21 protein-coding genes and 1 other RNA gene are annotated in these 23,600 nt (G+C 68.8%); 9 read left to right on the top strand and 13 right to left on the bottom strand.

Going from position 1 to position 23,600, the window contains the following annotated elements:
• Nucleotides 1-15 precede the first annotated feature (15 nt).
• Together BLP62_RS01495 and BLP62_RS01500 are read left to right on the top strand one after the other, a co-directional pair.
• Complete coding sequence (locus tag BLP62_RS01495) at nt 16-1,185, top strand: putative periplasmic lipoprotein (RefSeq protein ID WP_093005164.1); 1,170 nt, start codon at nt 16-18, stop codon at nt 1,183-1,185.
• 19 nt (nt 1,186-1,204) lie between these two features.
• On the top strand, nt 1,205-1,636 hold the full coding sequence (locus BLP62_RS01500) for a hypothetical protein (protein ID WP_093005166.1): 432 nt from the start codon (nt 1,205-1,207) through the stop codon (nt 1,634-1,636).
• Nucleotides 1,637-1,685: 49 nt separating this feature from the next.
• Here BLP62_RS01500 and folE read toward each other — a convergent pair whose 3' ends face one another.
• The 4 genes from folE to BLP62_RS01520 are packed head-to-tail and all read right to left on the bottom strand — an operon-like array spanning nt 1,686 to nt 4,240.
• Complete coding sequence (gene folE / locus BLP62_RS01505) at nt 1,686-2,294, bottom strand: GTP cyclohydrolase I FolE (protein WP_176758113.1); 609 nt, start codon at nt 2,292-2,294, stop codon at nt 1,686-1,688.
• A 38-nt stretch (nt 2,295-2,332) separates the two neighbouring features.
• On the bottom strand, nt 2,333-3,025 hold the full coding sequence (locus BLP62_RS01510; RefSeq protein ID WP_093005170.1) for a gamma carbonic anhydrase family protein: 693 nt from the start codon (nt 3,023-3,025) through the stop codon (nt 2,333-2,335).
• Nucleotides 3,006-3,386, bottom strand: a complete 381-nt coding sequence (locus BLP62_RS01515; protein WP_093005172.1) for an NUDIX hydrolase — start codon at nt 3,384-3,386, stop codon at nt 3,006-3,008. Before BLP62_RS01515 ends, BLP62_RS01510 begins: the two co-directional genes overlap by 20 nt.
• Nucleotides 3,377-4,240, bottom strand: a complete 864-nt coding sequence (locus BLP62_RS01520; protein ID WP_093005174.1) for a DUF1028 domain-containing protein — start codon at nt 4,238-4,240, stop codon at nt 3,377-3,379. Before BLP62_RS01520 ends, BLP62_RS01515 begins: the two co-directional genes overlap by 10 nt.
• A 51-nt stretch (nt 4,241-4,291) precedes the next feature.
• On the opposite strand from BLP62_RS01520, the gene typA reads away from it, so the two are divergent.
• The gene (typA, locus tag BLP62_RS01525) at nt 4,292-6,055 is read left to right on the top strand and encodes a translational GTPase TypA (protein ID WP_093005176.1); all 1,764 of its coding nucleotides are present in this window, start codon (nt 4,292-4,294) and stop codon (nt 6,053-6,055) included.
• A 42-nt stretch (nt 6,056-6,097) separates the two neighbouring features.
• Here typA and BLP62_RS14295 read toward each other — a convergent pair whose 3' ends face one another.
• Nucleotides 6,098-6,223, bottom strand: a complete 126-nt coding sequence (locus tag BLP62_RS14295; protein WP_277621078.1) for a hypothetical protein — start codon at nt 6,221-6,223, stop codon at nt 6,098-6,100.
• A gap of 102 nt (nt 6,224-6,325) precedes the next feature.
• A complete protein-coding gene (locus BLP62_RS01530; protein ID WP_176758114.1) occupies nt 6,326-7,009 on the bottom strand; it encodes a nucleotidyl cyclase domain-containing protein in 684 nt (227 codons plus the stop codon).
• Nucleotides 7,010-7,059: 50 nt separating this feature from the next.
• Here BLP62_RS01530 and BLP62_RS01535 point away from each other — a divergent pair, with 50 nt between their 5' ends.
• Nucleotides 7,060-8,316, top strand: a complete 1,257-nt coding sequence (locus tag BLP62_RS01535; RefSeq protein WP_093005180.1) for a replication-associated recombination protein A — start codon at nt 7,060-7,062, stop codon at nt 8,314-8,316.
• On the opposite strand, the gene BLP62_RS01540 is transcribed toward BLP62_RS01535, so the two are convergent.
• The gene (locus tag BLP62_RS01540) at nt 8,267-8,836 is read right to left on the bottom strand and encodes a hypothetical protein (protein ID WP_093005182.1); all 570 of its coding nucleotides are present in this window, start codon (nt 8,834-8,836) and stop codon (nt 8,267-8,269) included. The genes BLP62_RS01535 and BLP62_RS01540 overlap by 50 nt on opposite strands.
• A 26-nt stretch (nt 8,837-8,862) precedes the next feature.
• On the bottom strand, nt 8,863-9,648 hold the full coding sequence (locus BLP62_RS01545; RefSeq protein WP_093005184.1) for a carbohydrate ABC transporter permease: 786 nt from the start codon (nt 9,646-9,648) through the stop codon (nt 8,863-8,865).
• Nucleotides 9,649-9,678: 30 nt separating this feature from the next.
• Between BLP62_RS01545 and BLP62_RS01550 the strand changes: the two genes are divergently transcribed.
• A complete protein-coding gene (locus BLP62_RS01550) occupies nt 9,679-10,887 on the top strand; it encodes a CaiB/BaiF CoA transferase family protein (protein WP_093005186.1) in 1,209 nt (402 codons plus the stop codon).
• A gap of 70 nt (nt 10,888-10,957) precedes the next feature.
• On the opposite strand, the gene ffs is transcribed toward BLP62_RS01550, so the two are convergent.
• Nucleotides 10,958-11,058: signal recognition particle sRNA small type (gene ffs / locus BLP62_RS01555), an RNA gene on the bottom strand.
• Nucleotides 11,059-11,077: 19 nt separating this feature from the next.
• On the opposite strand from ffs, the gene BLP62_RS01560 reads away from it, so the two are divergent.
• Both BLP62_RS01560 and BLP62_RS01565 read left to right on the top strand, forming a co-directional pair.
• Nucleotides 11,078-11,956, top strand: a complete 879-nt coding sequence (locus BLP62_RS01560; protein WP_093005188.1) for an ABC transporter ATP-binding protein — start codon at nt 11,078-11,080, stop codon at nt 11,954-11,956.
• Nucleotides 11,949-12,719 carry an ABC transporter permease gene (locus tag BLP62_RS01565; RefSeq protein WP_093005190.1) on the top strand — a complete coding sequence of 257 codons (771 nt, stop codon included), beginning with the start codon at nt 11,949-11,951 and terminating at the stop codon, nt 12,717-12,719. Before BLP62_RS01560 ends, BLP62_RS01565 begins: the two co-directional genes overlap by 8 nt.
• Here BLP62_RS01565 and BLP62_RS01570 read toward each other — a convergent pair.
• On the bottom strand, nt 12,716-13,780 hold the full coding sequence (locus BLP62_RS01570; protein WP_093005191.1) for an aminopeptidase: 1,065 nt from the start codon (nt 13,778-13,780) through the stop codon (nt 12,716-12,718). The genes BLP62_RS01565 and BLP62_RS01570 overlap by 4 nt on opposite strands.
• Nucleotides 13,781-13,800: 20 nt before the next feature.
• Here BLP62_RS01570 and BLP62_RS01575 point away from each other — a divergent pair, with 20 nt between their 5' ends.
• Complete coding sequence (locus tag BLP62_RS01575; protein WP_093005192.1) at nt 13,801-14,793, top strand: E3 binding domain-containing protein; 993 nt, start codon at nt 13,801-13,803, stop codon at nt 14,791-14,793.
• A gap of 7 nt (nt 14,794-14,800) precedes the next feature.
• Here BLP62_RS01575 and uvrB read toward each other — a convergent pair whose 3' ends face one another.
• A complete protein-coding gene (gene uvrB, locus BLP62_RS01580) occupies nt 14,801-16,801 on the bottom strand; it encodes an excinuclease ABC subunit UvrB (protein ID WP_093005193.1) in 2,001 nt (666 codons plus the stop codon).
• Nucleotides 16,802-16,897: 96 nt separating this feature from the next.
• Nucleotides 16,898-19,738, bottom strand: coding sequence for an S-layer homology domain-containing protein (locus BLP62_RS01585; RefSeq protein WP_093005195.1), 2,841 nt, complete (start codon nt 19,736-19,738; stop codon nt 16,898-16,900).
• A gap of 478 nt (nt 19,739-20,216) precedes the next feature.
• On the opposite strand from BLP62_RS01585, the gene glmS reads away from it, so the two are divergent.
• Complete coding sequence (glmS, locus tag BLP62_RS01590; protein ID WP_093005197.1) at nt 20,217-22,031, top strand: glutamine--fructose-6-phosphate transaminase (isomerizing); 1,815 nt, start codon at nt 20,217-20,219, stop codon at nt 22,029-22,031.
• On the opposite strand, the gene BLP62_RS01595 is transcribed toward glmS, so the two are convergent.
• Nucleotides 22,018-23,598: an HD domain-containing phosphohydrolase gene (locus tag BLP62_RS01595; RefSeq protein WP_093005199.1), complete on the bottom strand. Its 1,581-nt coding sequence runs from the start codon at nt 23,596-23,598 to the stop codon at nt 22,018-22,020. The two genes, glmS and BLP62_RS01595, sit on opposite strands and share 14 nt — an antisense overlap.
• Nucleotides 23,599-23,600: the final 2 nt, after the last annotated feature.

The following is a 23,600-nucleotide window of genomic DNA, read 5'->3' on the forward strand; positions in this document are numbered from 1 at the left end:
AAGGAAGGAATTCGTATGCGGCATTGGTACGGCGTTCTTTTGGCGGTGGGGCTCCTGGCGGCCTGTTCCCAGAGCCCCCAAGGGGGGGTAACCCCTCAGGTGGCGGTGGGTCCCTCGGTGGAGGTGACCAAGACCGCGGTTCCCAAGTTCAAGCGCACCTACACCTGGACCATGGCCAAGCGGGTCACGGACCCTTCCAGCGGCACGCTCACCCTGGCCCCTGGGCAAAGCTACCCGGTGAAGTACGCGGTGGACCTGGTGGGCACCCCTAAGGACTCGGACTTCCGGGTGGAGGGCACGGTGACCCTCAAGAACACGGGCAGCGTGGACGTGGTCCTGCAAGCGCCCACGGACACCCTCACCCCGGACGGGACCAGCGTGCCCCTGGCCTGCGGCGTGACCTTCCCCTACACCCTGCCCGCGGGGCAAAGCCTCGTCTGCGCCTACAGCCAGGCCCTGCCCGATGGCCGAAGCCGCACCAACACCGCCTCCGTGAGCTGGACGGACGGAAGCCAAAGCGGCACCGCCTCGAGCCAGGCCAGCTTCGCCTTTACCAACCCCACCGAGGTGGTGGACGGAAGCGTCACCGTGGAAGACCCCTCGGCCACCTTGGCGAGCGCCATCAGCGGCATCACTCCCGAGGGCGTCATCTCCCAGACCTACTTCTTTGAGCGCTGGGTGCGCTTTGATGCCTGCGGGGAGTACGAGGTGCAAAACACCGCCACCTTCACCACGAGCACCACCCAGACCCAAGGAAGCGCCTCGGCCACGTTGAAGGCAAGCGTGCCCTGCCAGGGGGGCTGCACCCTCACGCAGGGCTACTGGAAGACCCACTCCCGCTACGGCCCCGCCCCTTACGACGCCACCTGGGCCAAGGTGGGCGAGGACACCCCCTTCTACCTCTCCGGCCAGAGCTACCACCAGGTCCTCTGGACCTCCCCTTCCGGGGGTAAGGCCTACTACATCCTGGCCCACCAGTTCATCGCCGCCAGGCTGAACGTCCTGAACGGGGCCTCCACCACCCCCACCGTGGACGCGGCCTTGGCCTGGGCGGACCAGTTCTTCCAGACCTACAGGCCTAGCGACACCTTGAGCAAGGCCGTGGCCAACCAGGCCAAGGGCTACGCCGGCACCCTGGACGCCTACAACAACGGCCTCACAGGCCCTGGCCACTGCAGCGAGTAGCCGCTTTGGGAGGCAAGGCATGAAAAAACACCTTTGGTTCCTTTTCCTGGCCCTCGCCGCCTGTTCCGCTCCCCAGGGCCTCCGCACCACGGGGAGCCTCCGCATCCAGTCGGTCCAGCCGGACGTGGTGGCGGGGTGCCAGGTGCGGGCGGGGGACTGGATGCTCCTCACGGGCAACGCCTTCGGCACCCAGGAGGAGTGGGATAGCGGCACCAACTACGCCCTCTTCCCCCCTGACCCCGGCCTGCCCGCGGAGTCCCCGGAGATCACCCAACGGGAAAACCCCGCCACCCTCATGTTCCGCGTGCCCGAAGGAGCGCAAAGCGGCCTCCTCCGCCTCCACGTGGCGGGGGTGGGGGATGCGGAGATCCCCGTGAACGTGCAGGCCGTGGCCCCTCAGATGGCCGTCCCCGGGTGCGAGGCGCCCACCCCACCTCAAGCCCCCAGGTAGCGGCAAACATGGGGGTTTACCCCACGCTGGCCTAAAGCAGCGTGGGGGATTACTTGAGGTGGCTTAGGAACTCCTCCCGGGTCTTCTGGCTCTCCCGGAAAACCCCGAGCATGGCGCTCGTCACGGTGCGGGAGTGCTGCTTCTCCACCCCCCGCATCATCATGCAGAGGTGGACCCCCTCCACCACCACCCCCACCCCCTGGGGCTCCAGGACCTCCTGGATGGCCTCGGCGATCTGCACCGCCAGGCGCTCTTGCACCTGGAGCCTGCGGGCGAACATGTCCACGATGCGGGCGAACTTGGAAAGGCCGAGGATCTTCCCGTCGGGGATGTAGCCGATGTGCACCTGGCCGAAGAAGGGGAGCATGTGGTGCTCGCACATGGAGTAGAACTCAATCCCCTTCACCACCACCATCTCGCTCCCCTCCGCCTGGAACACAGCCCCGTTGACGAGCTCCTTCAGGTCCTGGCGGTAGCCCCGGGTGAGGAAGGCCCAGGCCTTGGCCACCCGCTCGGGGGTCTTCAGGAGCCCCTCCCGGTTCGGGTCCTCCCCGATGGCCTGGAGCCACTCGGCGGCGAGGGACTGAAGGCGGTCCAGGTCCACCTCGGTGGCAAAGGTCAAACCGGTTTCCTCTATCTCCACCATCTTGCGCTCCATGGTGCCCCCTTCTCGCCCTTTTCTGTGTGGCCCCGGGCTCACTCCGGGGCGAGGAGCCCCTCCGCCAAAAGGGGCGAGGCCTCCTCTGGGTCCAGGGGGAAGCCCTGGGCCGCCCGCCTGAGGGCCTCGAGGGCCTCCTTCCTCGTGCGCTTGAGCCGGAGGTGCACCTCGCTGAAGGGGTTCAGGGCGTCCTGGCCCCTCAGGGTGAGGCGGTAGCGCCGCGGGGCCTCCACGGGGAAGAGGGCCTTCCGGTAGCGCTCGGCGAGGGCCCGGTAGCGGGGGGCGTTCCCGGGAGGGTCCACGGGGCGGACCACCCGGGCGGGGACGCCGAGGGCGAGCCTCCCCTCGGGCACCTCCATGCCCGGCGTCACCACCGCCCCCGCCCCCACCACGGCGTTTTTGCCGATCCGGGCCCCGTTTAAGACCACGGCCCCCATGCCGATCAGGGCCCCTTCTTCCACCACCGCCCCGTGGACCACCGCCCGGTGGCCCACGGTGACCCCAGGCCCAAGGAGGCAGGGAAAGCCGGGGTCGGCGTGGAGCACGGCCCCGTCTTGGACGTTGGCCCCGGGGCCCACCACCACCCTTTCCAGGTCCCCCCGGACCACGGCCCCGAACCAGATGGAAGCCCCCTCCCCCACCTCCACCGCCCCCACCACGTAGGCCCCGGGGGCGATGAAGGCCGTGGGATGCACCTGGGGCACCTTGTCCTCAAAGCGGTAGACGCTCAAGGGCCACCTCCAAAAGCCCCAGGTCCTCGGGGAAAGCGAGGAGGGCCCGGGCCTCCTCGGGGGAGAACCACCCCGCCCCGGTCATGCCCCGCTCCAGGCGGGGCGCCCCTTCTCCCCGCATGAGGAACCAGTGCACCTCCCGCTCCACCCCCTTGGGGTTGACGTAGCGGGTGGGGTAGAGGGGAAGGAGGACCTCGGCCCGGACCCCCGTCTCCTCCCAGACCTCCCGCACCGCCGCCTGTGCAAGGCTCTCCCCCTCCTCCGGGTGGCCCTTGGGGAAGACCCAGAAGCCCATGCGGTCGCGAAGGAGGAGGACCTCCCGTTTGGCGTTGAAGACCACGCCCCCGGCCCCTAGCTCCACCCAAACCTCCCCTTGAGGTAGCTCAAGGTGGCCTCGTCCACCTCGGGCCCCCCCTGGTAGCGCTCCTCCAGGTTCTCCATGCCGATTAGGGCCAAAAAGGCGCGCTCCGTGGCCTCGTCAAAGGCCCCGTGGGCCTCCCCGGCGTAAAGCCCGAGGCGCCCGAGCACCCCTTGGAGCCAGCGCACCTCCTCCTCGGTGAGGGGGCGGCGCTCCTTGGGCCGTTCAAAGAGGAGGCGGTGGAGGGAGAGGAGCCGGAAGAGCTCGTCTATGGGCTCGGGGTGGTCGTCCACGCGGAGGTCCACGTACCGGTCCCAAAGCCCCCCGTACCCCTTCCCCTCCCCCACCACCAGGAGGGCGGCGGACTGCTTCCCCCGCTTATCCCCCCCGGCCTCCTCTCCCGCCTTCAGGGCGAGGAGGAGCCTCTCGGGGAAGGGGGCCTTGGCGGTGAGGAAGGCCTCCACCATGGCTTCCACCACCTCGCCCCCCGAAAGGAGGTTCCCCTGGGCCGCGTACCCCTTTCCCGCCACCCCCCCGGCCCAGGGGTGGCACCCGGCCCCGGTGAAGGTGAGGCTTTCCCCCGTGGCCGCCACCAGGCCGAACTGGCGCTTTTCCAAGTCGGGGTCGGTGCGGCGGAAGGCCTCGAGGACCCCTTCCGGGCTCGCCCCTTGCCTGAGGAGGGCGAGGCCCTGGGGACCAAACCGGGGGTTGGCGTAGGACTGGGTGGCGAGGGCCCCCACCCCCGCCTCGGCGAAGGGGACCACCGCCCCCACGGCCAGGAACTTGCTGGCCACGGCCACGCCCAGGTCCCCGGTCTTTGGGTCCTGGGCCACCAGGGAAAAGGTGGCCACCACCATGCCCTTATCCTACGCGCCTTCCCGTGGTAGAGTGGGGGGATTGGTGCGTTCATGGAGATTCGGAACATCGCCATCATTGCCCACGTGGACCACGGCAAGACCACCCTGGTGGACGCCATGCTCCGCCAGGCCAAGGCCCTCGCCAAGGAAGAGGGGGAGCGCATCCTGGACTCCTTTGACCTAGAGAAGGAGCGGGGCATCACCATCCTGGCCAAGAACACCGCGGTGGTCTGGGGCGGGGTGAAGGTGAACATCGTGGACACCCCCGGCCACGCGGACTTCGGGGGCGAGGTGGAGCGGGCCCTCTCCCTGGTGGACGGGGTCCTCCTCCTGGTGGACGCCGCCGAGGGCCCCATGCCCCAGACCCGCTTCGTCCTGCGCAAGGCCCTGGAGGCGGGGCTCAAGCCCATCGTGGTCCTGAACAAGGTGGACAAGAAGGAGGCCCGTCCCGACGCGGTCCTGGACCAGGTCTTTGACCTCATGGTGGAGCTTGGGGCCACGGAGGAGCAGCTGGACTTTCCCTACCTCTACGCCGTGGGGCGCGAGGGATGGGCCTGGCGGGAGGCGCCCCGGGAGGACCTCTCGGAGCTTTTCCAAACCATCCTGGAACACGTCCCCCCACCCCGGTGGACGGAAGGCCCCTTCCAGCTCCTGGTGGCCAACCTGGACCACTCCCCCTACCTGGGCCGGGTGGCCATCGGCAAGGCGGTCCGGGGCCGGGTGCGGCCCGGGGAGACCGTGGCGGTTGTGAAGGAGGGCGAGGTCCTGACCGCCCGGGTGGTCAAGGTCTACACCCACCAGGGCCTGGAGCGGGTGGAGGTGGAGGAAAGCCTACCCGGGGACATCCTCGCCCTGGCGGGGGTGGAGGGGGCGGAGATCGGGGACACCCTGGCCGCGAAGGAGGCCCCGGAGGCCCTTCCCCGGCTTCGGGTGGACGAGCCCACCGTGGCCCTCACCCTCACCCCCAACACCTCCCCCTTCTCCGGCCGGGAGGGGCGGTACGTCACGGGGCAGAAGCTTAAGGAGCGGCTCCTCAAGGAACTCCGCACCAACGTGGCCCTGCAGGTGGAGGAGGTGGGGCCGGAGGTCTTTGAGCTGAGGGGCCGGGGGGAGCTTCACCTGGCCGTCCTCCTGGAGACCATGCGCCGGGAGGGGTACGAGTTCAGCGTGGGCCAGCCCCGGGTGCTCACCAAAGACGGCCTCGAGCCCTACGAGCTTTTGGCGGTGGAGGTGCCCCAGGACCGCTTCGGGGCGGTGATGGAGGCCCTGGGATCCCGGCGGGCGGAGATGGCCCACATGGAGGTGGGGGAAAGGGTGCGGGCGGAGTTCGTGATCCCCGCCCGGGCCCTCTTCGGCTTCCGGAGCCTCTTCCTCTCCCTCACCGGAGGGGAAGGCCTCCTGAGCCACACCTTCCACGGCTACGGCCCCGAGGCTGGACCCATCCCCACCCGCACCACGGGGAGCGCCGTGGCCATGGAGGCCGGGGTGGCCACCGCCTACAGCCTGAACCGCTTGCAGGAGCGGGTGGCCTTCTTCATTGAGCCGGGGACCGAGGTCTACGTGGGCATGATCGTGGGGGAGCACGTGCGGGAAAACGACCTGGACGTGAACGTGACCCTCGCCAAGAAGCTCACCAACGTCCGCGCCGCGGGCTCCGACGAGAACATCCGCCTCATCCCCCCAAGGCGGCTCTCCCTCGAGGAGGCCCTGGAGTTCCTCGCCGAGGACGAGCTCCTGGAGGTGACCCCTAAGAGCCTGCGCCTGCGCAAGAAGGTCCTGGACCCCTCCCAGAGGAAGCGCCTGGTGGGAAGGTAAAGGAAAACCGGGGGCGGCCTCCCGCCCCCGGGCCCCCTTTAGCTACTCCTCTTCCCGCTCCCCGTAGGTCTCCAGGGCTTCCTGCCACGCCTGGCTGATCTCCTTGGCCTGCTCCATGCTGGACCTCCTAAGGCTAAGGGTAGGGCCCGAAGGGGAAAAGGCGGCCAAGGTAAGGCGGCTTCCCGTACACCCGGAGGCGGTGTAGCCTCGGAGGGCCTACACCGCTCCTAAGTACCCCGCTCTGGCTTGCGCCAGAGCGGGGGCCCCTCCTCAGGACTGCAACAGGGCCTCGGCCTCGAGGCGGGCGAGCACCTTCTCCAGACTCCCCCCCTTCCAGCGCTCCACCGCGTAGGCCGAGAGGGGAAACCGGCTCCGAAGCCGCTTAAGGAGGCCCAGGGCGTCCTCGGGGCGGCCTCCTTGGAGGACGAGGAGGTACCCCCCCGAAAGGCGAAAGGCCAGGTCCCCCCGCCTAAGCTCCGCCTCTAGCCTCTCGGGCGGGGCGTCCGTGGCCAGGTAAACCAAGACCAAAGGCCGCCTCAGGGCGAGGCCCTCCAAGGCCCCCGCCAGGCGCAGGAGGTCCTCCCGCGTCCCCACCCCCGGCAGGGGGGGCAGGAGGGGGGCCTCCCGCCCCGTGCCCAAGAAAAAGGCCACCCCCAGGGCCAAGGCCCCGAGCACCCCCCCAAGGGCGGTGTAGCCGGGAGGGTCAAGCCCCACCAGGCGCAGGGCGCTTTCTAGGGCAAGCTCAAAGGCCAGAAGGCCAAGCCCCAGCACCAGGGCGAGCTGCACGGGGAAGGCCACGGGAAAGCGGGAGTAAAGGCTCGCCACGGCGGAAAGGAGCAGGCTGGCCACGAGAAGGCCTAAGCCCCTCCCCCCCGCCTCCCCGGGGCTTGCCAGGAGGAGGGGAAGGAGCCCCAGAAGGAAGAGCCCCCACGGCAAGAGGAAGAGGGCCCGCATTCCCCCCAAGCCTACCACAGGCCCCCTTACCCCCGGCTTAGCATGGAAGGGTGGAGCCCCTAGCCGAGCGCCTCAGGCCCAAAGCCCTGGACGAGGTCCTGGGCCAGCCCCACCTCACCGGCCCCAAGGGGCTTCTAAGGCGGATGCTGGAGGCAAGGCGGCTTTCCTCCATGGTCCTCTTCGGCCCCCCGGGCACGGGCAAGACCACCCTGGCGAGGCTCCTCGCCGAGGGGGTGGGAAGGCCCTTCCTAAGGCTTTCCGCGGTGGAGGCGGGGCTTAAGGAGGTGCGCCAGGCGGTGGAGGAGGCCAGGGCAAAGGGGGGGCTCGTCCTCTTCCTGGACGAGATCCACCGCTTCAACAAGGCCCAGCAGGACGCCCTTCTGCCCCACCTGGAGTCGGGCCTCCTCACCCTCATCGGGGCCACGGCGGAAAACCCCGCCTTCGCCCTCGTCCCCGCCCTCCGCTCCCGCCTCCGCCTCTTCCCCTTAAGGCCCCTGGGGGAGGCCGACCTCCTCGCCCTCCTCAAGCGGGCCCTGGAAGACCCAAGGGGCCTTCCCGGCACCCCCTACGAGGAGGAAGCCCTACGGGTTCTCGCCCAGGCGGCCGGGGGCGACGCCCGCTTCGCCCTGAACACCCTGGAGCTCGCCGCAAGCTTCGGCCGGGTGGACCTAAAAAGCGTGCGGGAGGCCCTGGGGGCGGAGCGCTTCGCCATGGACCGGGAGGGGGACCGGTTTTACGACCTGGTCTCCGCCCTCCACAAGTCCTTGCGGGGAAGCCACGTGGACGCCGCCCTCTACTACCTGGCGAGGCTCCTCCGGGGCGGGGCCGACCCCCGCTACCTCGCCCGCAGGCTCATCCGGGTGGCGGTGGAGGACGTGGGCCTCGCCGACCCCCTGGCCCTCCGCCTCGCCGTGGCCGCCAAGGAGGCCTACGAGGCCCTGGGAAGCCCGGAAGGGGAGCTCGCCTTGGTGGAGGCCGCCGTCTACCTGGCCCTGGCCCCCAAGGGCCACAGCCTCTACGCCGCCTGGCAAAAGGCCCAGGAGGCGGCGGAGGCCCACCCCGAGGCCGAGGTCCCCCTAAACCTGAGAAACGCCCCCACCGGCCTCGCCCGCGCCCTGGGGCACGGGGAGGGGTACGCCTACTACCACGAGGACAAGGAGGGAAGCTTCGCCCAGCCGTACCTCCCCGAGGGCCTGGAAGGCCTCACCCTCTTTGAGGCCCTGGGGGAGGGCTGGGAGGAGCGGGTGCGGGAAAGGCTTAAGGCGCTGAGGGAGAAGTTCCAAAGCGCCAGGCGGCGGAGAGGCTGAAGAGGACCCCCGTCAACCCCGGCCCGCCCAAGGCCCCCACCTCCGCGACCCAGTCCCCGCCGTAGACCCCCGCGGAAAGCTGGTAGGCCAACCCCCACTCCTCTCCCGGCACCCCGAGGAGGTGGAGCCTGGGCGAGAGGTAGTACCCTCCCCCGCCCAGGATGACCCCCCCGTCCAGGACCACGGGCACCCCCTGGCTCCAGTCCGCCCCCTCGCCCGAGACGGGCGGGAGGGTGAGGCCCGCGTCCAGGGCCACCCCGGGGGCCAGGCCCACCTTCACCCCGCCCCGGAGGCCCCACTGGAGGGAGAGGTTGTACTCAAAGGTCCCGTTCCCCTCGGCGTAGGCCAGGTAGGGCAGGAGGAGGACGGGCGACTGGCCGCCAAAGGGGTTCGGCATCAAGGTCGCCCCCAGGGAAAACTCCGCCCCCCGGGCGGGCTCCGGAGGGCGCAGCATGGCCACGGGGAGGCAGCCGGAAAGGACCAGGGCAAGCGCCAGCACCAGGGCGCGCACGGTCTTCACCCCCTTTTCCTACACCTTCAGTATAGCTACCCCTTCAGCCCCTCCTCAAAGGTGGCCACCACCCGCCTCTCAAAGAGGAGATAGAGGAGGGCGATGGGGAGGACGCTGAGGAGGGCCGCCGCCGAGAGGAGGCCCCAGTCCGTGGGGTACTTGCGCTGCAGGTCCGTGAGCCAGGTCTGCACCGTCCAGAAGCGGGGGTCGGAGACCACCACCCGGGGGTAGAGGACCAGGTTCCAGTGGGCGGCGAAGGCCAGCACCCCGGCCGCCACCAGGGTGGGCCGGACCAGGGGGAAGAGGATGCGGAAGAGGAGCACCCGGTGCCCGGCCCCGTCCAGCCGGGCCGCCTCCAGAAGCTCCTCAGGCACGGCCCGCATGGCCTGGTAGACCAGGTAGATCACGAAGGGGCTTGCGGCGAAGGGCAGGACCAGGGCCCAAGGCGTCTCCAAAAGGGCGAGGCCTTTCAAAATCCCGTAAAGGGGGACCAAAAGGAGCTCCGCGGGCACGGCCATGAGCACCAGGTAGAAGGGCAAAAGCCCAAACCCCGCCCGGAGGGCGTAGGCGGCGAGGAGGGCGGTGAGGAGCTGAAGGAAGGCCACCCCGAAGGAGAGCCCCATGGAGAAGAAAAGCCGTCCCCAAAACCCCTCCTTGGCCAGGGCCCGCACGTTCTCCAGGCTGAAGCCCACCCGGGAGAAGAGCTCCCCCGAGTACACCGCCTCCTTGGGCATGAAGGCGGCGTAGGCCATCCAGAGGAAGGGAAGAAGGACGAAAAGAAGCACCGAAAGGGCGAAGGCGTGCCGGAGGAAGCGGCCCACCCCCCCACTATACCGGCGTAAGATGCCCCCATGAAGCCCCTCTCCGGCATAAAGGTTCTGGACCTCTCCCGCGTTCTCGCCGGCCCCCTTTGCACCATGATCCTGGCGGACCTCGGGGCGGAGGTGGTCAAGGTGGAGCCCCCCTGGGGGGACGAGACCCGGGGCTGGGGCCCGCCCTTCGTGGAAGGAGAGAGCGCCTACTTCCTCGCGGTGAACCGGGGGAAGCGGAGCGTGGCCTTGGACCTCAAGCGCCCAGAGGGCCAGGAGGCGGTGCGCCGCCTCGCCCAGAAGGCGGACGTCCTGGTGGAGAACTTCAAGACGGGGGACCTCAGGCGCTTCGGCCTAGACTACGAGAGCCTGAAGCCTCTGAACCCCCGTCTCGTCTACCTCTCCATCACCGGCTTCGGCCACACCGGGCCCAGGGCCAAGGAGCCCGGCTACGACGCCGCCCTCCAGGGCTACACCGGGATCATGTCCGTCACGGGCGAGCCCGAAGGCCCCCCCATGAAGGTGGGCGTGGCCTGGATTGACGTGATGACGGGGATGATGGCGGCCTTGGCCGTGCTCGCCGCCCTCCTGGAGCGGGAGCGAAGCGGGGAGGGCCAGCACATTGACCTCTCCCTCTTTGACGTGGGGCTTTTCGCCCTGGCGAACCTGGGGGAAAGCTTCCTCCTCACGGGAAATCCCCCAAAAAGGCTCGGCAACGCCCACGCCCAGATCGTCCCCTACGGGGCCTTCCCCGCGGAGGACGGCTGGCTCATTCTGGCCGTGGGCAACGACGAGCAGTTCGCGAGGCTTTGCCAGGTGGTGGGGCTTCCCGACCTCGCCCGGCGCTTTCCCACCAATGCCCTCCGGGTGGAGCACCGAGAGGAGGTGGTGGAGGCCCTCTCCGGGGTCCTCAAGACCCGCCCGCGGGCCCACTGGCTGGAAAGGTTCAAGGAGGCGGGCGTCCCCGCCGCCCCCGTGAACGACCTAAAAGAAGCCTTCCAAGACCCCCAGGCGAGGGCTCGAGGGGCCGTCTGGACCCTTTCCCACCCCCTCTTGGGCGCCCTCCCCACCCTGGCCAACCCCTTGCGCTTCCTCTCCCGCACCCCCGCGGAGCCAGGCCTTCCCCCACCCCTTTTGGGCGAGCACACGGAGGAGGCCCTCTTGCAGGCGGGCTACGCCCCGGAGGAGGTGCGGGGCCTTGTGGAAAAGGGGGTGGCCCAGGTGGCCGAGGCCAAAGGGGCCAAGCGGTGAACGCTGTGTGGAAGGGGCTTTTTCAAACAGAGGGGGCCCGGAGGCCCTTGTGGATAACCCTGTGGATAAAAGGCCCCCGGCTTCCCAGCGGCGCCCGACCCGTGGCGCTTAGGGCTGCTTCCTTCCGGACCTGACCCGGTTCACGCCCGGACCGCCGCGCTGGACCGGGGGCTTGGGTAGTATAGCACCCATGGAAGCCCTGAGGCTAGAGGGCGTGAGCAAGCGCTACGGCCGGAAGCCTGTCCTGGAAGGGGTAAACCTTGCGGTGCGCCCCGGGGAGGTGTACGCCCTGGCCGGGCCCAACGGAAGCGGCAAGACCACCCTGATCCGCCTGGTCACGGGCCTGGCCTTTCCCACCCAGGGCCGGGCCCTCCTCCTGGGGGAGGACGTGCACAAAAGCCCCACCGCCCGGCGCCACCTGGGGGCGGTGGTGGAGGCCCCGGCCGCCTTCTACCCCTACCTCACGGGGCGGGAGAACCTCCGCCTCCACGCCTACCTGGCCGGGGTCAAGGAGGAGGCCCGCATCCCCGAGGTCCTGGCCCGGCTCAGGCTCCTGGCCGTGGCCGACCAGAAGGTGGGGAGCTACTCCCTGGGGCAGAGGCAGCGCCTGGGCCTGGCGGCGGCCATCCTCCCCCGGCCCAAGGTGCTGGTCCTGGACGAGCCCACCTCGGGCCTGGACCCCGAGGGGGTGGAGCTGGTGCACGGCCTCCTCCGGGAGCTCGCCTGGGAGGGGGTGGCGGTGCTCCTCTCCACCCACCACCTGCAGGAGGTGAGCGCCTACGCCCACAAGGTGGGCATCCTGGGCGGGGGCAGGCTCCTGGAGGAGGTGGCCCTTTCGGGAAAGGAGGCATACCGCCTCGAGGCCCACCCCCTGGAAGGGGCCCTGGCCCTCCTCAAGGCCCTGCCCCAGGTGGCCTCGGCCAGGCTCCAGGGCGGGGCCATCGTCTTTGAGGGGGATAAGGACGCGGCCCTCAGGGCCCTCCTCCGGGAGGGCTTCCGGGTGGAGGCCCTGGGGCCCCACCGCTTTGACCTCCTGAGCTACTACCAGGAGAGGGTGAAGCATGCTTAGGCTCTTCGTCTTTGAGCTCTACAAGCTCTTCCGCCTCCGCTCGGTGGGCCTCGGCCTCCTTTTCGCCTTCCTCCTCCCCTTCCTCTGGGCTTTGGCCCCGGGGCTTAAGGAGGTCTACGGCCTGGTCCTGGCCTCGGGATGGCAGGTGGTGTCCTTGAGCCTCCTCGCCGGGATGGAGTTCCTCTTCCCCTTTCTGGTGGTGATGGCGGCGAGCGAGTCCCTGGGGAGCGAGGTGGCCCAGGGGACGCTGAAAAGCCTCCTCCTAAGGCCCCTCTCCCGAACCCACCTCCTCCTCGCCAAGCTCCTCGCCGTCCTCCTCTACCCCTTCGTCCTCCTGGGGGTGAGCTTCCTGGGGGGGCTTTTGGCGGGCCTCCCCCACGGCCTCGGGGCCTTCTACGGGGGCACGGGGCTTGGGGAAGGGGGGTTCGCCGGGGTCGGGCTTTTGAGCCCAGAGATGGCCCTCGCCGAGCTCCTTAAGGCCCACCTCCTCGCCGGGGCCGTGCTCCTTCCCCTCGCCTCCTTAGCCCTCCTCTACGGAAGCGTCTTCCTCTCCACCACGGCAAGCGCCCTGGCCGCCGTGGCTACCCTCCTCCTCATGCGCCTCCTGGTGGCCTTCCCCGCCCTCACCCCCTTCCTCCTCACCACCTACCTGGACCTCCACCTGAGGCCCCAGGCGGCGGGGCTCGGCCTCGCCCTCCTCCTCATCTACACCCTGGGCTTCGCCCTCCTGGCGGTTTTGGTCTTTGAACGGAAGGACCTCTAGAGGAAGCGGCCCTCCTTCAGGAGGGGCCTCCCGTCCAGAAGGAGCTCCCCCTCCTTAAGGGAAAGGACCAGGTCCCAGTGCAGGGCGCTCTCGTTCTTCCCCCCGGTTTCGGGGTAGCTTCGACCCAGGGCCAGGTGGACCGTGCCCCCCATCTTCTCGTCCAGGAGGACGAGGCCCGTGGGCCGGTCCAGGGCGAAGTTGGTGCCGATTCCCACCTCGCCGAGCCGCCTGGCCCCGGGGTCGGTGGCCAGGGCCGCCTGGAGGTAGGCCTCCCCCACCTCCGCCCGGGCCTCCACCACCTCCCCCCGGGAAAAGCGCAGGTACACCCCCTCCACCCGCCTTCCCCCCACGAAGGCGGGGAGGTTGAAGCGCACCTCCCCCTCGGCGGAGTCCTCCACCGGTCCCGTGAAGACCTCTCCCGAGGGCATGTTGCGCCGGCCGTCGGAGTTGATCCAGATGCGTCCCGCCACGGAAAGCCGGAGGTCGGTCCCCGGGGCCAGGATGCGGAGCTCCTGCCCGGCGGAAAGCCTCCCGATGAGCGCCTCCTGGAAGCGGGAAAGCTCCCGCCAGGCGGCCACGGGGTCTTCCCGGTCCAGGAAGAGCGCCCTTTCCAGGTAGGCCCGGAACTCGTCCGTCCCCATCCCCGCGCCCACGGCGTAGCCCACCGTGGGGTAGAGGGTGAGGGCCCAGCGCTTCCTAAGCCTCAGCTCCTGCAAGGGCCGCCAGGCCCGCTGGTGCCTGAGGGCCAAGGCGGGCTCCAAGGCGGCCCCCTCCAGGGGGTTCTCCGCGGAGAGCACCCGCAGGAACTTGTCCGCCTTCTGGTAGAGGGCCGCTTCCACCTCGGGGATCTCCTCCAGCCAGCGCCCGGCATGGCGCAGGAAGTCCCCCGCCTCCCCGGGGTAGCCCAGGCGGAAGAAGGGGTAGGCGCCCCTTCGGAGGAGGGCCCGCTTCAGGTGGGGAAGGAGGGGGAGGGCCGGGGTTTCCGCCTCCACCAGGACGGTCTCCCCGGGGCCCGCCTCGAGGCAGTACTCGGCCAAAAGCTCGGCGAAGCGCGCTTCCACCCTGCTATCATAGGGGCAAGATGACCGAACCCAACATCACGCCCCTGGCCCGGCGCCTGGCGGAGGAAAACGGCATAGACTGGCGGAAGCTTCAGGGTACGGGCCCCGACGGGACCATCGTGGAGCGGGACATTCTGGCCTACCTGGCCAAGGTCATGGCCGGGGAGGTGGACCTGCCCCCCCTGCCCGAGGCGCCCCCGCCCCTCCCCCCCGAGGAGGAGCTGAAGCGGGCCCAGGAAGCCTTGGAGAAGGAAGGGGTGGACCTGGCCGACCTCCTCCCCAAGGCCCCCACCCTCCAGGTGGAGGAGGTCCCGGAGGAGGAGCTTCCCTTGGACTTCCCCGAGGTGGACCTGGACCTCGAGGACGACCTCCTCCTCGCGGAAGAGCCCGAAGAGGCTCCGCCCCCCCAGGAGGCGTGGGAGGAAGACCTCCTCCTAACCTCCACCCCACCCCCCCAGGAGGCCTGGGAGGAAGCCCCTCCCGAGGAGGACTTCTCCGAGGACCTCCTCCAGGCCGAACCCCCGGCCCCGGCGCCTCCGCCTTCTGCCTTAGGGGTGGCCCCGGTGCCCGCCCCGGCCCCCGCCCCCCTCACGCCCCTCCGGGTCCACCGCAGGCGGGTGGGCCTAAAGGCCCTGGAGGAGGCCATGGACCTCTTCCAGCGGGTCCACGGGGTGCCCAAGACCCCTCTCCCCTTCCTCCTCCGGGCCGCGGAGCGGGCCCTTGCCGAGCTGGAAATCCCCATGCGGGCCCTCGTGGGCCGGGTGGAGGGCGAGGAGGTGCGGGGGCTTAAGCCTTCCCCCTCCTTCCTCGCCCTCTTCCGGGAAGGGGGCGGGGAGGAAGGGGAAGGCCTCCTCTGCTTCCACGGGGAGGAGGAGGTGCACACCGGTAGGCCAAGCCTCTTCCTCTCCCAAGAAGGCCTCCTCGCCGCCTCGGGGCTGGAAGCCCCTCTGGCGAGGAAGCTCCTGGAGCGGGTGGCCCTCTACCTGGAAAACCCCCTCCTCCTCCTGGCCTAGGGACGCTTCACCGCTTCTTCCGCTTCCGCCGCCCCCCGGGGACGGGCTCGGGGGCCCTTACGCCCTGGAGGCGGGCCTCGAGGGCCCTTAGCTCGTCCCTAAGCCTCGCCGCCCGCTCAAAGTCCAAGGCCTCCGCCGCCTGCCACATGAGAAGCTCAAGCTCGGCGATCCGCTCCTTCAGGTCTTCCCCGGAGAGGTCGGCCTCGAGGGAGACCTCCTCGTAGCCCTCGGGGCGGATGACGGCCCTAACCTCCTTCCGCACCGTCTCCGGGGTGATGCCGTGCTCCCGGTTGTAGGCCTCCTGGAGGGCCCTTCTCCGGTTCGTCTCCTCTATGGCCCTCCGCATGGCCTCGGAGACCCGGTCGGCGTAGAGCCAGACCTCGCCCTTGGCGTTCCGCGCCGCCCGGCCGATGGTCTGGATGAGGCTCCGTTCGCTCCTAAGGAAGCCCTCCTTGTCCGCGTCCAGGATGGCCACCAGGGAGACCTCGGGGAGGTCCAGGCCCTCCCTGAGGAGGTTGATCCCCACGAGGCAGTCGTAGTGGCCAAGGCGGAGGTCCCGGATCAGGGCCTGGCGCTCAAAGGCGTCCAGCTCGTGGTGGAGGTAGCGCGCCCTTATCCCGTGCTCCACCAGGAAGCTCGTGAGCTCCTCGGCCATGCGCACCGTGAGCACCGTGACCAGGGTGCGCTCTCCCCTCGCCGCCCTCTCCCGTATCCCCTCCATGAGGTCCAGGATCTGGTTCTCCGTGGGCTTGACCCGCACCAGGGGGTCAAGGAGCCCCGTGGGCCGGATGATCTGCTCCACCACGCGCCCCGAATGCTCAAGCTCAAAGGGCCCCGGGGTGGCGGAGACGAAGACCACCTGGGAAACCCGCTCCAAGAACTCCTCAAAGCGCAAGGGGCGGTTGTCCAGGGCCGAAGGCAGGCGGAAGCCGTAGTCCACCAGGGTCTTCTTCCTCACGTAGTCCCCCCGGTACATCCCCATGAGCTGGGGCACGGTCACGTGGGACTCGTCCAGGAAGACGAGGAAGTCCTCGGGGAAGTAGTCCAGGAGGGTGTAGGGGGGCTCTCCCGGGGCCTTCCCCGTGAAGTAGCGGGCGTAGTTCTCCACCCCCGGGCAGGTGCCCATGACCCGAAGCATCTCCAGGTCGTAGAGGGTGCGCTCCTTGAGGCGCTGGGCGTAAAGGACTTCTCCCCTTTCCTCAAAGTGGCGGACCCTCTCCCAGAGCTCCTTCTCAATCTCCTTCAGGATCTCCTCTAGCCCCTCCGGGGAGAGGTAGTGGGTGGCGGGGAAGAGGACGAAGCCGGGAAGCTCCCGCAGGCGTTCCCCGGTGATGGGGTGGACCTGGAGGATGCGCTCCACCTCGTCCCCCCATAGCTCCACCCGGATGGGCTCGGTCTCGTAGGCGGGGAAGATCTCCAGAACCTCCCCCTTGGCCCGGAAGCGCCCGGGGGCGAGGTCAATGTCGTTCCGCTCGTAGCCAAGCTCAAGGAGCCGTTCCAGAAGGGCCTCCCGGGGGTAGGCCATGCCCCTTTCCACCACCAGGTTCCTGGCCCTATACTCCCTCGGGTCCCCGAGGCCGTAGATGGCCGAGACCGAGGCCACCACGATCACGTCCCGCCGCGTGAGGAGGCTTCGGGTGGTGGAGTGCCTTAAGCGCTCAATCTCGGGGTTGATGGAGGCGTCCTTCTCTATGTAGAGGTCCTTCCCCGGGACGTAGGCCTCGGGCTGGTAGTAGTCGTAGTAGCTGATGAAGTACTCCACGGCGTTTTCCGGGAAAAGCTCCCGGAACTCCGCCGCAAGCTGGGCCGCCAGGATCTTGTTGGGGGCGAGGACCAAAGCGGGCCTTCCCAGGGCCTCAATGACCTTGGCCATGGTCACCGTCTTCCCCGTGCCCGTGGCCCCGAGGAGGGTGACGAAGCGCTCCCCATCCCTTAGAGCCTCCACGAGCCCGGCGATGGCCTGGGGCTGGTCCCCCTTGGGCGCAGGCCCCCGGTAGCGGAAGCTCATCCTTACCCAAGTATAGGGGCCCCTCTCCTCCCCAAAGGAAGGGGGAGAACAAAAACCCCCGCCCCCCCAAAGGGGGCGGGGGCGGGACCGCCAGGGTTAGAACTTCACGGTGTAGCTGATCTTGAAGGCCTGACCGTGGGTCTGGTTGCCGTTGTTGTTCACGTCGGCTTCCACGTAGGCGAAGGTGAGGTCCCAGTACGTCCAGGTGAAGTACCACCCGGTCACGCTGCCCTGGTTGCTCCCCACCGAGCTCACCGCATTGTTGTAGAGGTAGTCGGAGGTGGTGGAGCTGGCGGCGTCAGCGACACCCAGGAGAATGGGGGCGTTGAGGCCGCTGCCCGTGTAGGAGGCGTACTTGGCTTCCACCGAGGAGTTCTTGAAGAGGAACTCGCCCAGCTTCAGCCCCACAGCGTACTTGCTTTCGGAGATGGTGCCCGTGGCGGAAGAACCGCTGTTGGCCGAGGTTACCTGGGTGGAGCGGGCGTAGTACTCCCCGGAAAGGCTGGGCTTGAAGGGAAGGTCCAGGGCAATAGAAGCCGCCACCCCGTACTTCACCGTGGTGTAGTCGGAAGAAGTGCTCGCTGCCGCGGCGTCCTGGGTGTGGTACCGGCCCATGGGCTTGAGGGTTAGAGGCCCGAGGGCCAGCTCGTAGGAACCGTAGACGGCGATGTCCTGGGTGGTGAAGCCGCTGGTGGCGTTGTCGTACTTCTGGGTGTAGGCGGCCGTGAGGTTGAGCTTGGGCACCAGAGCGTCCTTAGAGGCCCCATCGTGGGCCAGCTTGGCCCCGTACTCGCTGGCGTACACCGCGTCCACGGGCTTCTCGGTGAGGATGTAACGGGTGGTGGCGCCGTTGAGCTGGGCGATGCGGTAGAAACCGCTCAGCGCGAAGCCGCTGAAGGCGAGATCCGCCTGACCGCCGTAGGCCACGAGCTGGTCGTTCGCGCTGTAGCTGAAGGCGCCGTAGGAGTTGCTAATGGTCTCGTTGGCAAGGATCGTGGAGCTGTCATAGTAGCCCTTGACCGTGATGGGTCCAAGCCCCGCGGAAGCGCTCACCCCAAAGCCCTGGCGGTTAGAGCGGAAGGGCGCCCCGTTGATGACGTTACCGCTGGAATCAACGCCGCCCCAGCCGCCCTGGTCCAGGGTGCTGGTGGCGTCCCCGGAGAGCATGTTCGCCCCGGTAACCCCGGCGCCGATGTTCCGGTAGTTCCCCGCCACGGAGATAGACCCCAAGGCCACGTCGGCCTTCACGTAGTACCCGTTCGCGTTGGGAGCGGCATCGGAATTGAAGTACTCCCCAGCGAGGCCCACAGGACCAAGCTTCACGCTGGCATCCACCCCGTACACGGTGGTGGGGGTGGGGAAGGTGGGGGTAATGGTCCCCTGGTTGGCGTCCAGGCCCTCCTGGACAAAGGAGCCACCCAAGGTGAAACCTTCAGCGGGGCTCAAGGCCAAGCGGGCGCCGCGGAAGTACGTGAAGTCCCCATTGTTAGCCCCCTTGGACCCGTAAACCCCAGTCAGCGTAGCCCCCAGAAGGCCCGGCTTGAAGGTGGCCACGAAGCCATGCCCGCGGCTGTTGTAGTCGTTGTCAAAGACGTACTCGGTGAACTTGGACCTTACCGACCGACCGAAGCTGAAGGAGAGGGTCTGGTCCTTGGCCACCGCCAGCGTGGAGGAAAACTCATCCAGGGTGAGGTTGATGGGGTAGGTGGGCGCACCCGTGCTGGGGTCGTATTTGCCGGGGTTGGTCAGCGTCGCGCGCAGGCTGAACTGGACCAGGCCGGGGTAGCTGTTCAGCTTGCCCGGATCGGAAGCCGCATCCAACTTCCCCGTGGAGAAGTTGACGCTTAGGGTGGCGTTGGTGACGCCCTCCGTGTTCTTGCCCAGGTCGGCCTCGTCGCCCACAGAGCCATCCCCGTCCCCGTCCTCAGTGCTGAACTTGCTGGAGAAGAGGCGGTCAATGTCAAAAGTGTTGGCCGTGCCCGGCCCTGCAGCCGAGGCGTCGGGGCCCCAGGCCCGATACACGCTGTAGCCGAGGCTCAGGCTCCCGCTGATGGTGAAGGCGTTGCGCTGCAGGGTGGCCACGGTCCTTTCCAAGTTGGAAACCTTATCGGAGAGGCCCACCAGGTCGGAGCGCAAGGCGGCGGCGAAATCCTGCACCGCGGCCACGTCCTCCTTGGAGGCGAACTGCTCAAAGTCCACCCCCTGCAGGTCAGCCAGGCCCTTCTCCAGGGCGGTCACCCGGTCCTGGAGGGCCAGCACGTCCTGGTTCAGGAGGACGGCGAGCTCGTTCAGAGCCTGGATGGCCTGGGCGTTGGCCTCCACCTGGGTGGAAAGGGCGGCCACGTCGCCCTTTACCCCCTCCACGTCCTGGGCCAAGGCGTCCAGCTGCTCGGCCAGCTGCTGGGCCTGGGCCAGGGCGGTGTCCGCGGCGATGGAGGCGGCCTCCACCCGGTCCATGAGGTCCTGGAGGGCGGCCTGGTCCATGCCGGGCTCGGGGGCGGGCTGGGCCTTGAGCTCGGCGATCATGGCCTCGAGGCGGGCGATGTCGTCCTTGGTGGCGGCGCTGTCCTCCAGGGCGGAGACCCGCACGCCCAAGGCAGCGAGCTCAGCGGCGAGCTCCTGCACGGCGTTCTTCAGGGCCTCGAGGTCCTCGGAGGACATGGCCTCCATGGTGGGGGAGGTGCCCTTGGCCTTCAGCTCCTCCTCAATCTGCTGCAGGAGGCGGTAGATGATGAGGGCCGCCTGGTAGCGGGTGAGGTTCTCGTTCCCCCGGTAGGTGCCGTCGGGGAAGCCCACGATGATCCCCTTGGCCGCCAGGGCCTCCACCGCCTCCTTGGCCCAGTGCCCGGCGGGCACGTCGGAGAACTGGGCTAGACCGAAGCCCATGGAGAGCACGGTCAAGAGCCCTGCCAGTAGCGTCACGAGCCTTTTCTTCATATCCCTAAACACCCCCTTCAGGGTCTTTCGGGAAGAGGGTGCGGGCGAGTTTCCGCGTTTCCTCTCCCACCCAGCTTCCCGGGATGCAAGGAAAGCGCCAGGGCCTTAAAGGCCAGTTTTCCCTTGCATCCGGGGCTATCATAAAAGCCTCATGCCCTAAGTGTCAAGCCCCTGGCCTTTAGGTTTGCTATACTCCGGCGGGGGGTGAGAGGGTAGGGATGAAAAATCGGTCCAGGAAGGCGGGAAGCGCAGGGGGCCTTTTGGCCTGACGAGGTGGCGGACCCCAATTGGGGATAACCGGGAAACCGGGAAAGGTCGAGGAATCCGCGGATGCCGCCCGGGGTGTGCCCGCCCCGCCCGCCTGAGCAAAGCCCCAAGGGAAAGCCCTAAGGGGACAACCGAGGGGCAGGGCGTCAAAAGCGTTGGCCCGATAGGGCAGCGGCGGGCCCAGAACGGGGCCCGCTTAAGGGAGAAGGTCATGTGCGGAATCGTGGGCTACGTGGGCTTTCGGAACGCCACGGATGTGCTTCTTGACGGCCTTCGGCGCTTGGAGTACCGGGGGTACGACTCCGCGGGGGTGGCGGTGCGCACCCCTTCGGGGCTTAAGGTGGTGAAGCGCTCGGGGAAGCTTTCCGCCCTGGAAAGCGCCCTAAAGGAAGAGCGCCTGGAAGGCCCTCTGGGCATCGGCCACACCCGCTGGGCCACCCACGGGGCCCCCACGGACCCCAACGCCCACCCCCACACCACGGAGGACGGGAAGATCGCCGTGATCCACAACGGCATCATTGAAAACTACCTGGAGCTCAAGGAGGCCCTCCTTGCCCGGGGACACCGCTTCCGCTCGGAGACGGACAGCGAGGTCCTGGCCCACCTGGTGGAGGAGAAGTACCGAGGGGACCTCTTCGCCGCCCTGCGGGAAGCCCTCAAGGAGGTGCGGGGGGCCTACGCCGTGGTGGTGGCCCACGAGGACCACGAGGAGATCGTGGCCGCCCGCACGGTGAGCCCCCTGGTGGTGGGCCTCGGGGAAGGGGAGAACTTCCTGGCCTCCGACGTGCCCGCCCTCCTTCCCTACACCCGAAAGGTCATCTTCCTCCACGACGGGGACCTGGCCCGCATCACCCGGGAGGGGGTGGAGATCACCGACCTCCAGGGAAACCCCCTGAAGCGGGAAGCGGTGGAGGTGGACTGGTCCTTGGAGGCCGCGGAGAAGGGGGGCTTCCCCCACTACATGTTGAAGGAGATTTACGAGCAGCCCTGGGTCCTGGAGAACACCCTGGGGGGAAGGCTTCGGGAGGAAGAGGGGGACGTGGACCTAGGCCTCGCCCTGGACCCCAGGGAGGTGGAGCGCGTCCACATGGTGGCCTGCGGCACCGCCGCCTACGCCGGGCTTTACGGGAAGTACCTCCTGGAGGCCCTGGCCCGCGTCCCCGTGGAGTGGGACGTGGCCAGCGAGTACCGCTACCGCGACCCCGTGGTGGACGGGAAGACCCTGGCCATCGCCATCAGCCAGTCGGGGGAGACGATAGACACCCTGGAGGGGATCCGCGAGGCCAAGGGCAAGGGGGCGAGGACCCTGGGGGTGGTCAACGCCAAGGGCTCCAGCCTCACCCGCGAGGTGGACGAGGTCTTATACATCCACGCAGGGCCAGAGATCGGGGTGGCCTCCACCAAGGCCTACCTGGCCATGCTTGCGGCCATGGCCCTCCTCGCCGTGCGCTTCGGCCGGGCCCGGGGCACCCTCTCCCGGGAGGCGGCCCAGGGGCTCCTCCGCGAGATGCGCAAGCTGCCCCGCCTGGTGGAGGAGGTCCTGGAGCAACGCCCCCTCGTGGCCCACATCGCCGAGAAGTACCACCAGGCCCAGGACTTCCTCTTCCTGGGGCGGCACGTGCAGACCCCCACCGCCTACGAGGGGGCGCTTAAGCTCAAGGAGATCAGCTACATCCACGCCGAGGCCTACCCTGCCGGGGAGATGAAGCACGGGCCCATCGCCCTCATTGACGAGCACCTGCCCGTGGTGGTCCTGGCCACCCGGGGCCCGCTTTACGAGAAGACCCTTTCCAACATCCAGGAGGTGCGGGCGAGGGGCGGCAAGGTGATCGCCATCGCCACCCAGGGGGATGAGGAGATAGCGAAGCTCGCCCAGGACGTCCTCTACGTCCCCGAGGTCCACCCCCTCCTCGCCCCCATCGTGAGCGTGGTGCCCCTCCAGCTTCTGGCCTACGAGGTGGCGGTCCTCCTGGGGCGGGACGTGGACCAGCCCCGGAACCTGGCCAAGAGCGTCACCGTGGAGTAGGGCCTAGCCTGAGGAAGGCCTCCACCACCTTCGGGTCCAGGGTCTTTCCCGCCTGGGCCCGAAGCTCTTCCCGGGCCCTTTCCCGGGGCCAGGCGGGCTTGTAGGGGCGCTCGGAGACGAGGGCGTCCCAGACGTCCACCACCGCGAAGATGCGGGCCTCTAAGGGGATCTCCTCCCCCTTGAGCCCCCGGGGGTAGCCCGAGCCGTCCCAGCGCTCGTGGTGGTAGAGGACCACGTTGAGGGCCGTCTGGGGCAAAAAGGGGAGGCTCTTTAGGATCTCCAGGCCCACCTCGGGGTGGGTCTTGACCAGCCGCCACTCCCCGGTGGAAAGGGCGGCGGGCTTTTTGAGCACCTCGTCGGGAAGGGCCAGCTTCCCCAGGTCGTGGAAGTAGGCCCCAAGGCGCAGGCCCTCCAGGTCCTCAAAGCCAAGCTCCCGGGCCAGGCGCACGGCGAGCTCCGCCACCCGTTCCGTGTGCCCCTGGGTCTCCAGGTCGCGGTACTCCAGCACCCGGGAAAGGGCCTTAAAGGCCGCCTCCCGGGTGCGGCGGAGGGTGTTGAGGGCGAAGAGGCGCTCCAAGGCCTCCTCCAGCCTCTTGGCCACCACTTGGAGGATGCCCTCGTCCTCCTTGCGGTAGGCCACCTTCTCCCCAAAGCTCCCCAGGGCCAGGACGCCGTACTTGCGCCCCTCGGGTTTGAGGGGAACCAGGAGGGCGGAGCGGAGGCCGCTTTCCCTGAAAGGCCTTAGGGCCCCGGGGAAGAGGGCGTAGTCCTCCACGTACACCGGACCCTCCCAAAGCCCCGGGTGGCCGAGGAGGCCCATGCCGAAGCGGATGGGGTGCTCCTCGTAAAGGCGGGGGAAGCCCTTTGGGTAGCGGCCCGCCATCACCGCCGGGCGCACCATCCCTTCCCGAAAGAGGTAAAGGGCCCCCCCGTGGTAGGGGGTGAGGCGGAGGAGGGTTTCCAGGGCCTCCTTGGCCATGGCCAGGGGGTCCCGGGAAGCCTCGAGGGCCAGGGAAAGCTCCAGAAGGGCCTGGGCCCTGGCGGACTCCTCCTTGGCCCGTTCCAAGGCCTCCACCCGGGCGAGGACCATCCCCGCGGCCTCGGCCAGGGCCTGGACCCAGAAGCGCTCCTCAGGGAGGATCTCCCCCACCCCCCCAGCGGTGTCCATGGAGAGCACGCCCACCGCCCTTCCCCCTGGCTCCCGTACGGGCACCCCCAGGTAGACCCCGGGCTGCCTCTTCCCGGAGAGGAAGACCACCCGGGGGTCCTGGGAAACGTCGGCCACATAGAGGGGCTCCCCGGACTCCAGGACCGTCCAGGAGATGCCCTGGCCCCGGGGGAGGCGAAACCCCACCTTGTCCTGGGAAAGCCCGGCGGCGGCCACCAGCTCCAAATAGTCCCCCTCCGGCCGGTGGAGGAAAAAGAGGGTGGAGACGGCCCGGGTGTTTTCCTTAAGCACCTCCACCGCCTTGCGGCACACCGCCTCCAGGCTTTCCAGGGGAGCCAAAAGACGCCAGGCCTGGACCAGGGCCTGAAGGCGCCTGAGCTCCAGGTCTACGGGGATCACGC

Source organism: Thermus arciformis (assembly GCF_900102145.1).
Taxonomy (GTDB): Bacteria; Deinococcota; Deinococci; order Deinococcales; family Thermaceae; genus Thermus; species Thermus arciformis.

What these genes read in the sequence shown, in the direction of transcription:
- BLP62_RS01495 (WP_093005164.1), top strand. Translation starts at nt 16, where the DNA reads ATGCGGCATTGGTACGGCGTTCTTTTGGCGGTGGGGCTCCTGGCGGCC.
- BLP62_RS01500 (WP_093005166.1), top strand. Translation starts at nt 1,205, where the DNA reads ATGAAAAAACACCTTTGGTTCCTTTTCCTGGCCCTCGCCGCCTGTTCC.
- folE (WP_176758113.1), bottom strand. Translation starts at nt 2,294, where the DNA reads ATGGAGCGCAAGATGGTGGAGATAGAGGAAACCGGTTTGACCTTTGCC.
- BLP62_RS01520 (WP_093005174.1), bottom strand. Translation starts at nt 4,240, where the DNA reads ATGGTGGTGGCCACCTTTTCCCTGGTGGCCCAGGACCCAAAGACCGGG.
- typA (WP_093005176.1), top strand. Translation starts at nt 4,292, where the DNA reads ATGGAGATTCGGAACATCGCCATCATTGCCCACGTGGACCACGGCAAG.
- BLP62_RS01530 (WP_176758114.1), bottom strand. Translation starts at nt 7,009, where the DNA reads ATGCGGGCCCTCTTCCTCTTGCCGTGGGGGCTCTTCCTTCTGGGGCTC.
- BLP62_RS01550 (WP_093005186.1), top strand. Translation starts at nt 9,679, where the DNA reads ATGAAGCCCCTCTCCGGCATAAAGGTTCTGGACCTCTCCCGCGTTCTC.
- BLP62_RS01560 (WP_093005188.1), top strand. Translation starts at nt 11,078, where the DNA reads ATGGAAGCCCTGAGGCTAGAGGGCGTGAGCAAGCGCTACGGCCGGAAG.
- BLP62_RS01565 (WP_093005190.1), top strand. Translation starts at nt 11,949, where the DNA reads ATGCTTAGGCTCTTCGTCTTTGAGCTCTACAAGCTCTTCCGCCTCCGC.
- BLP62_RS01575 (WP_093005192.1), top strand. Translation starts at nt 13,801, where the DNA reads ATGACCGAACCCAACATCACGCCCCTGGCCCGGCGCCTGGCGGAGGAA.
- uvrB (WP_093005193.1), bottom strand. Translation starts at nt 16,801, where the DNA reads ATGAGCTTCCGCTACCGGGGGCCTGCGCCCAAGGGGGACCAGCCCCAG.
- BLP62_RS01585 (WP_093005195.1), bottom strand. Translation starts at nt 19,738, where the DNA reads ATGAAGAAAAGGCTCGTGACGCTACTGGCAGGGCTCTTGACCGTGCTC.
- glmS (WP_093005197.1), top strand. Translation starts at nt 20,217, where the DNA reads ATGTGCGGAATCGTGGGCTACGTGGGCTTTCGGAACGCCACGGATGTG.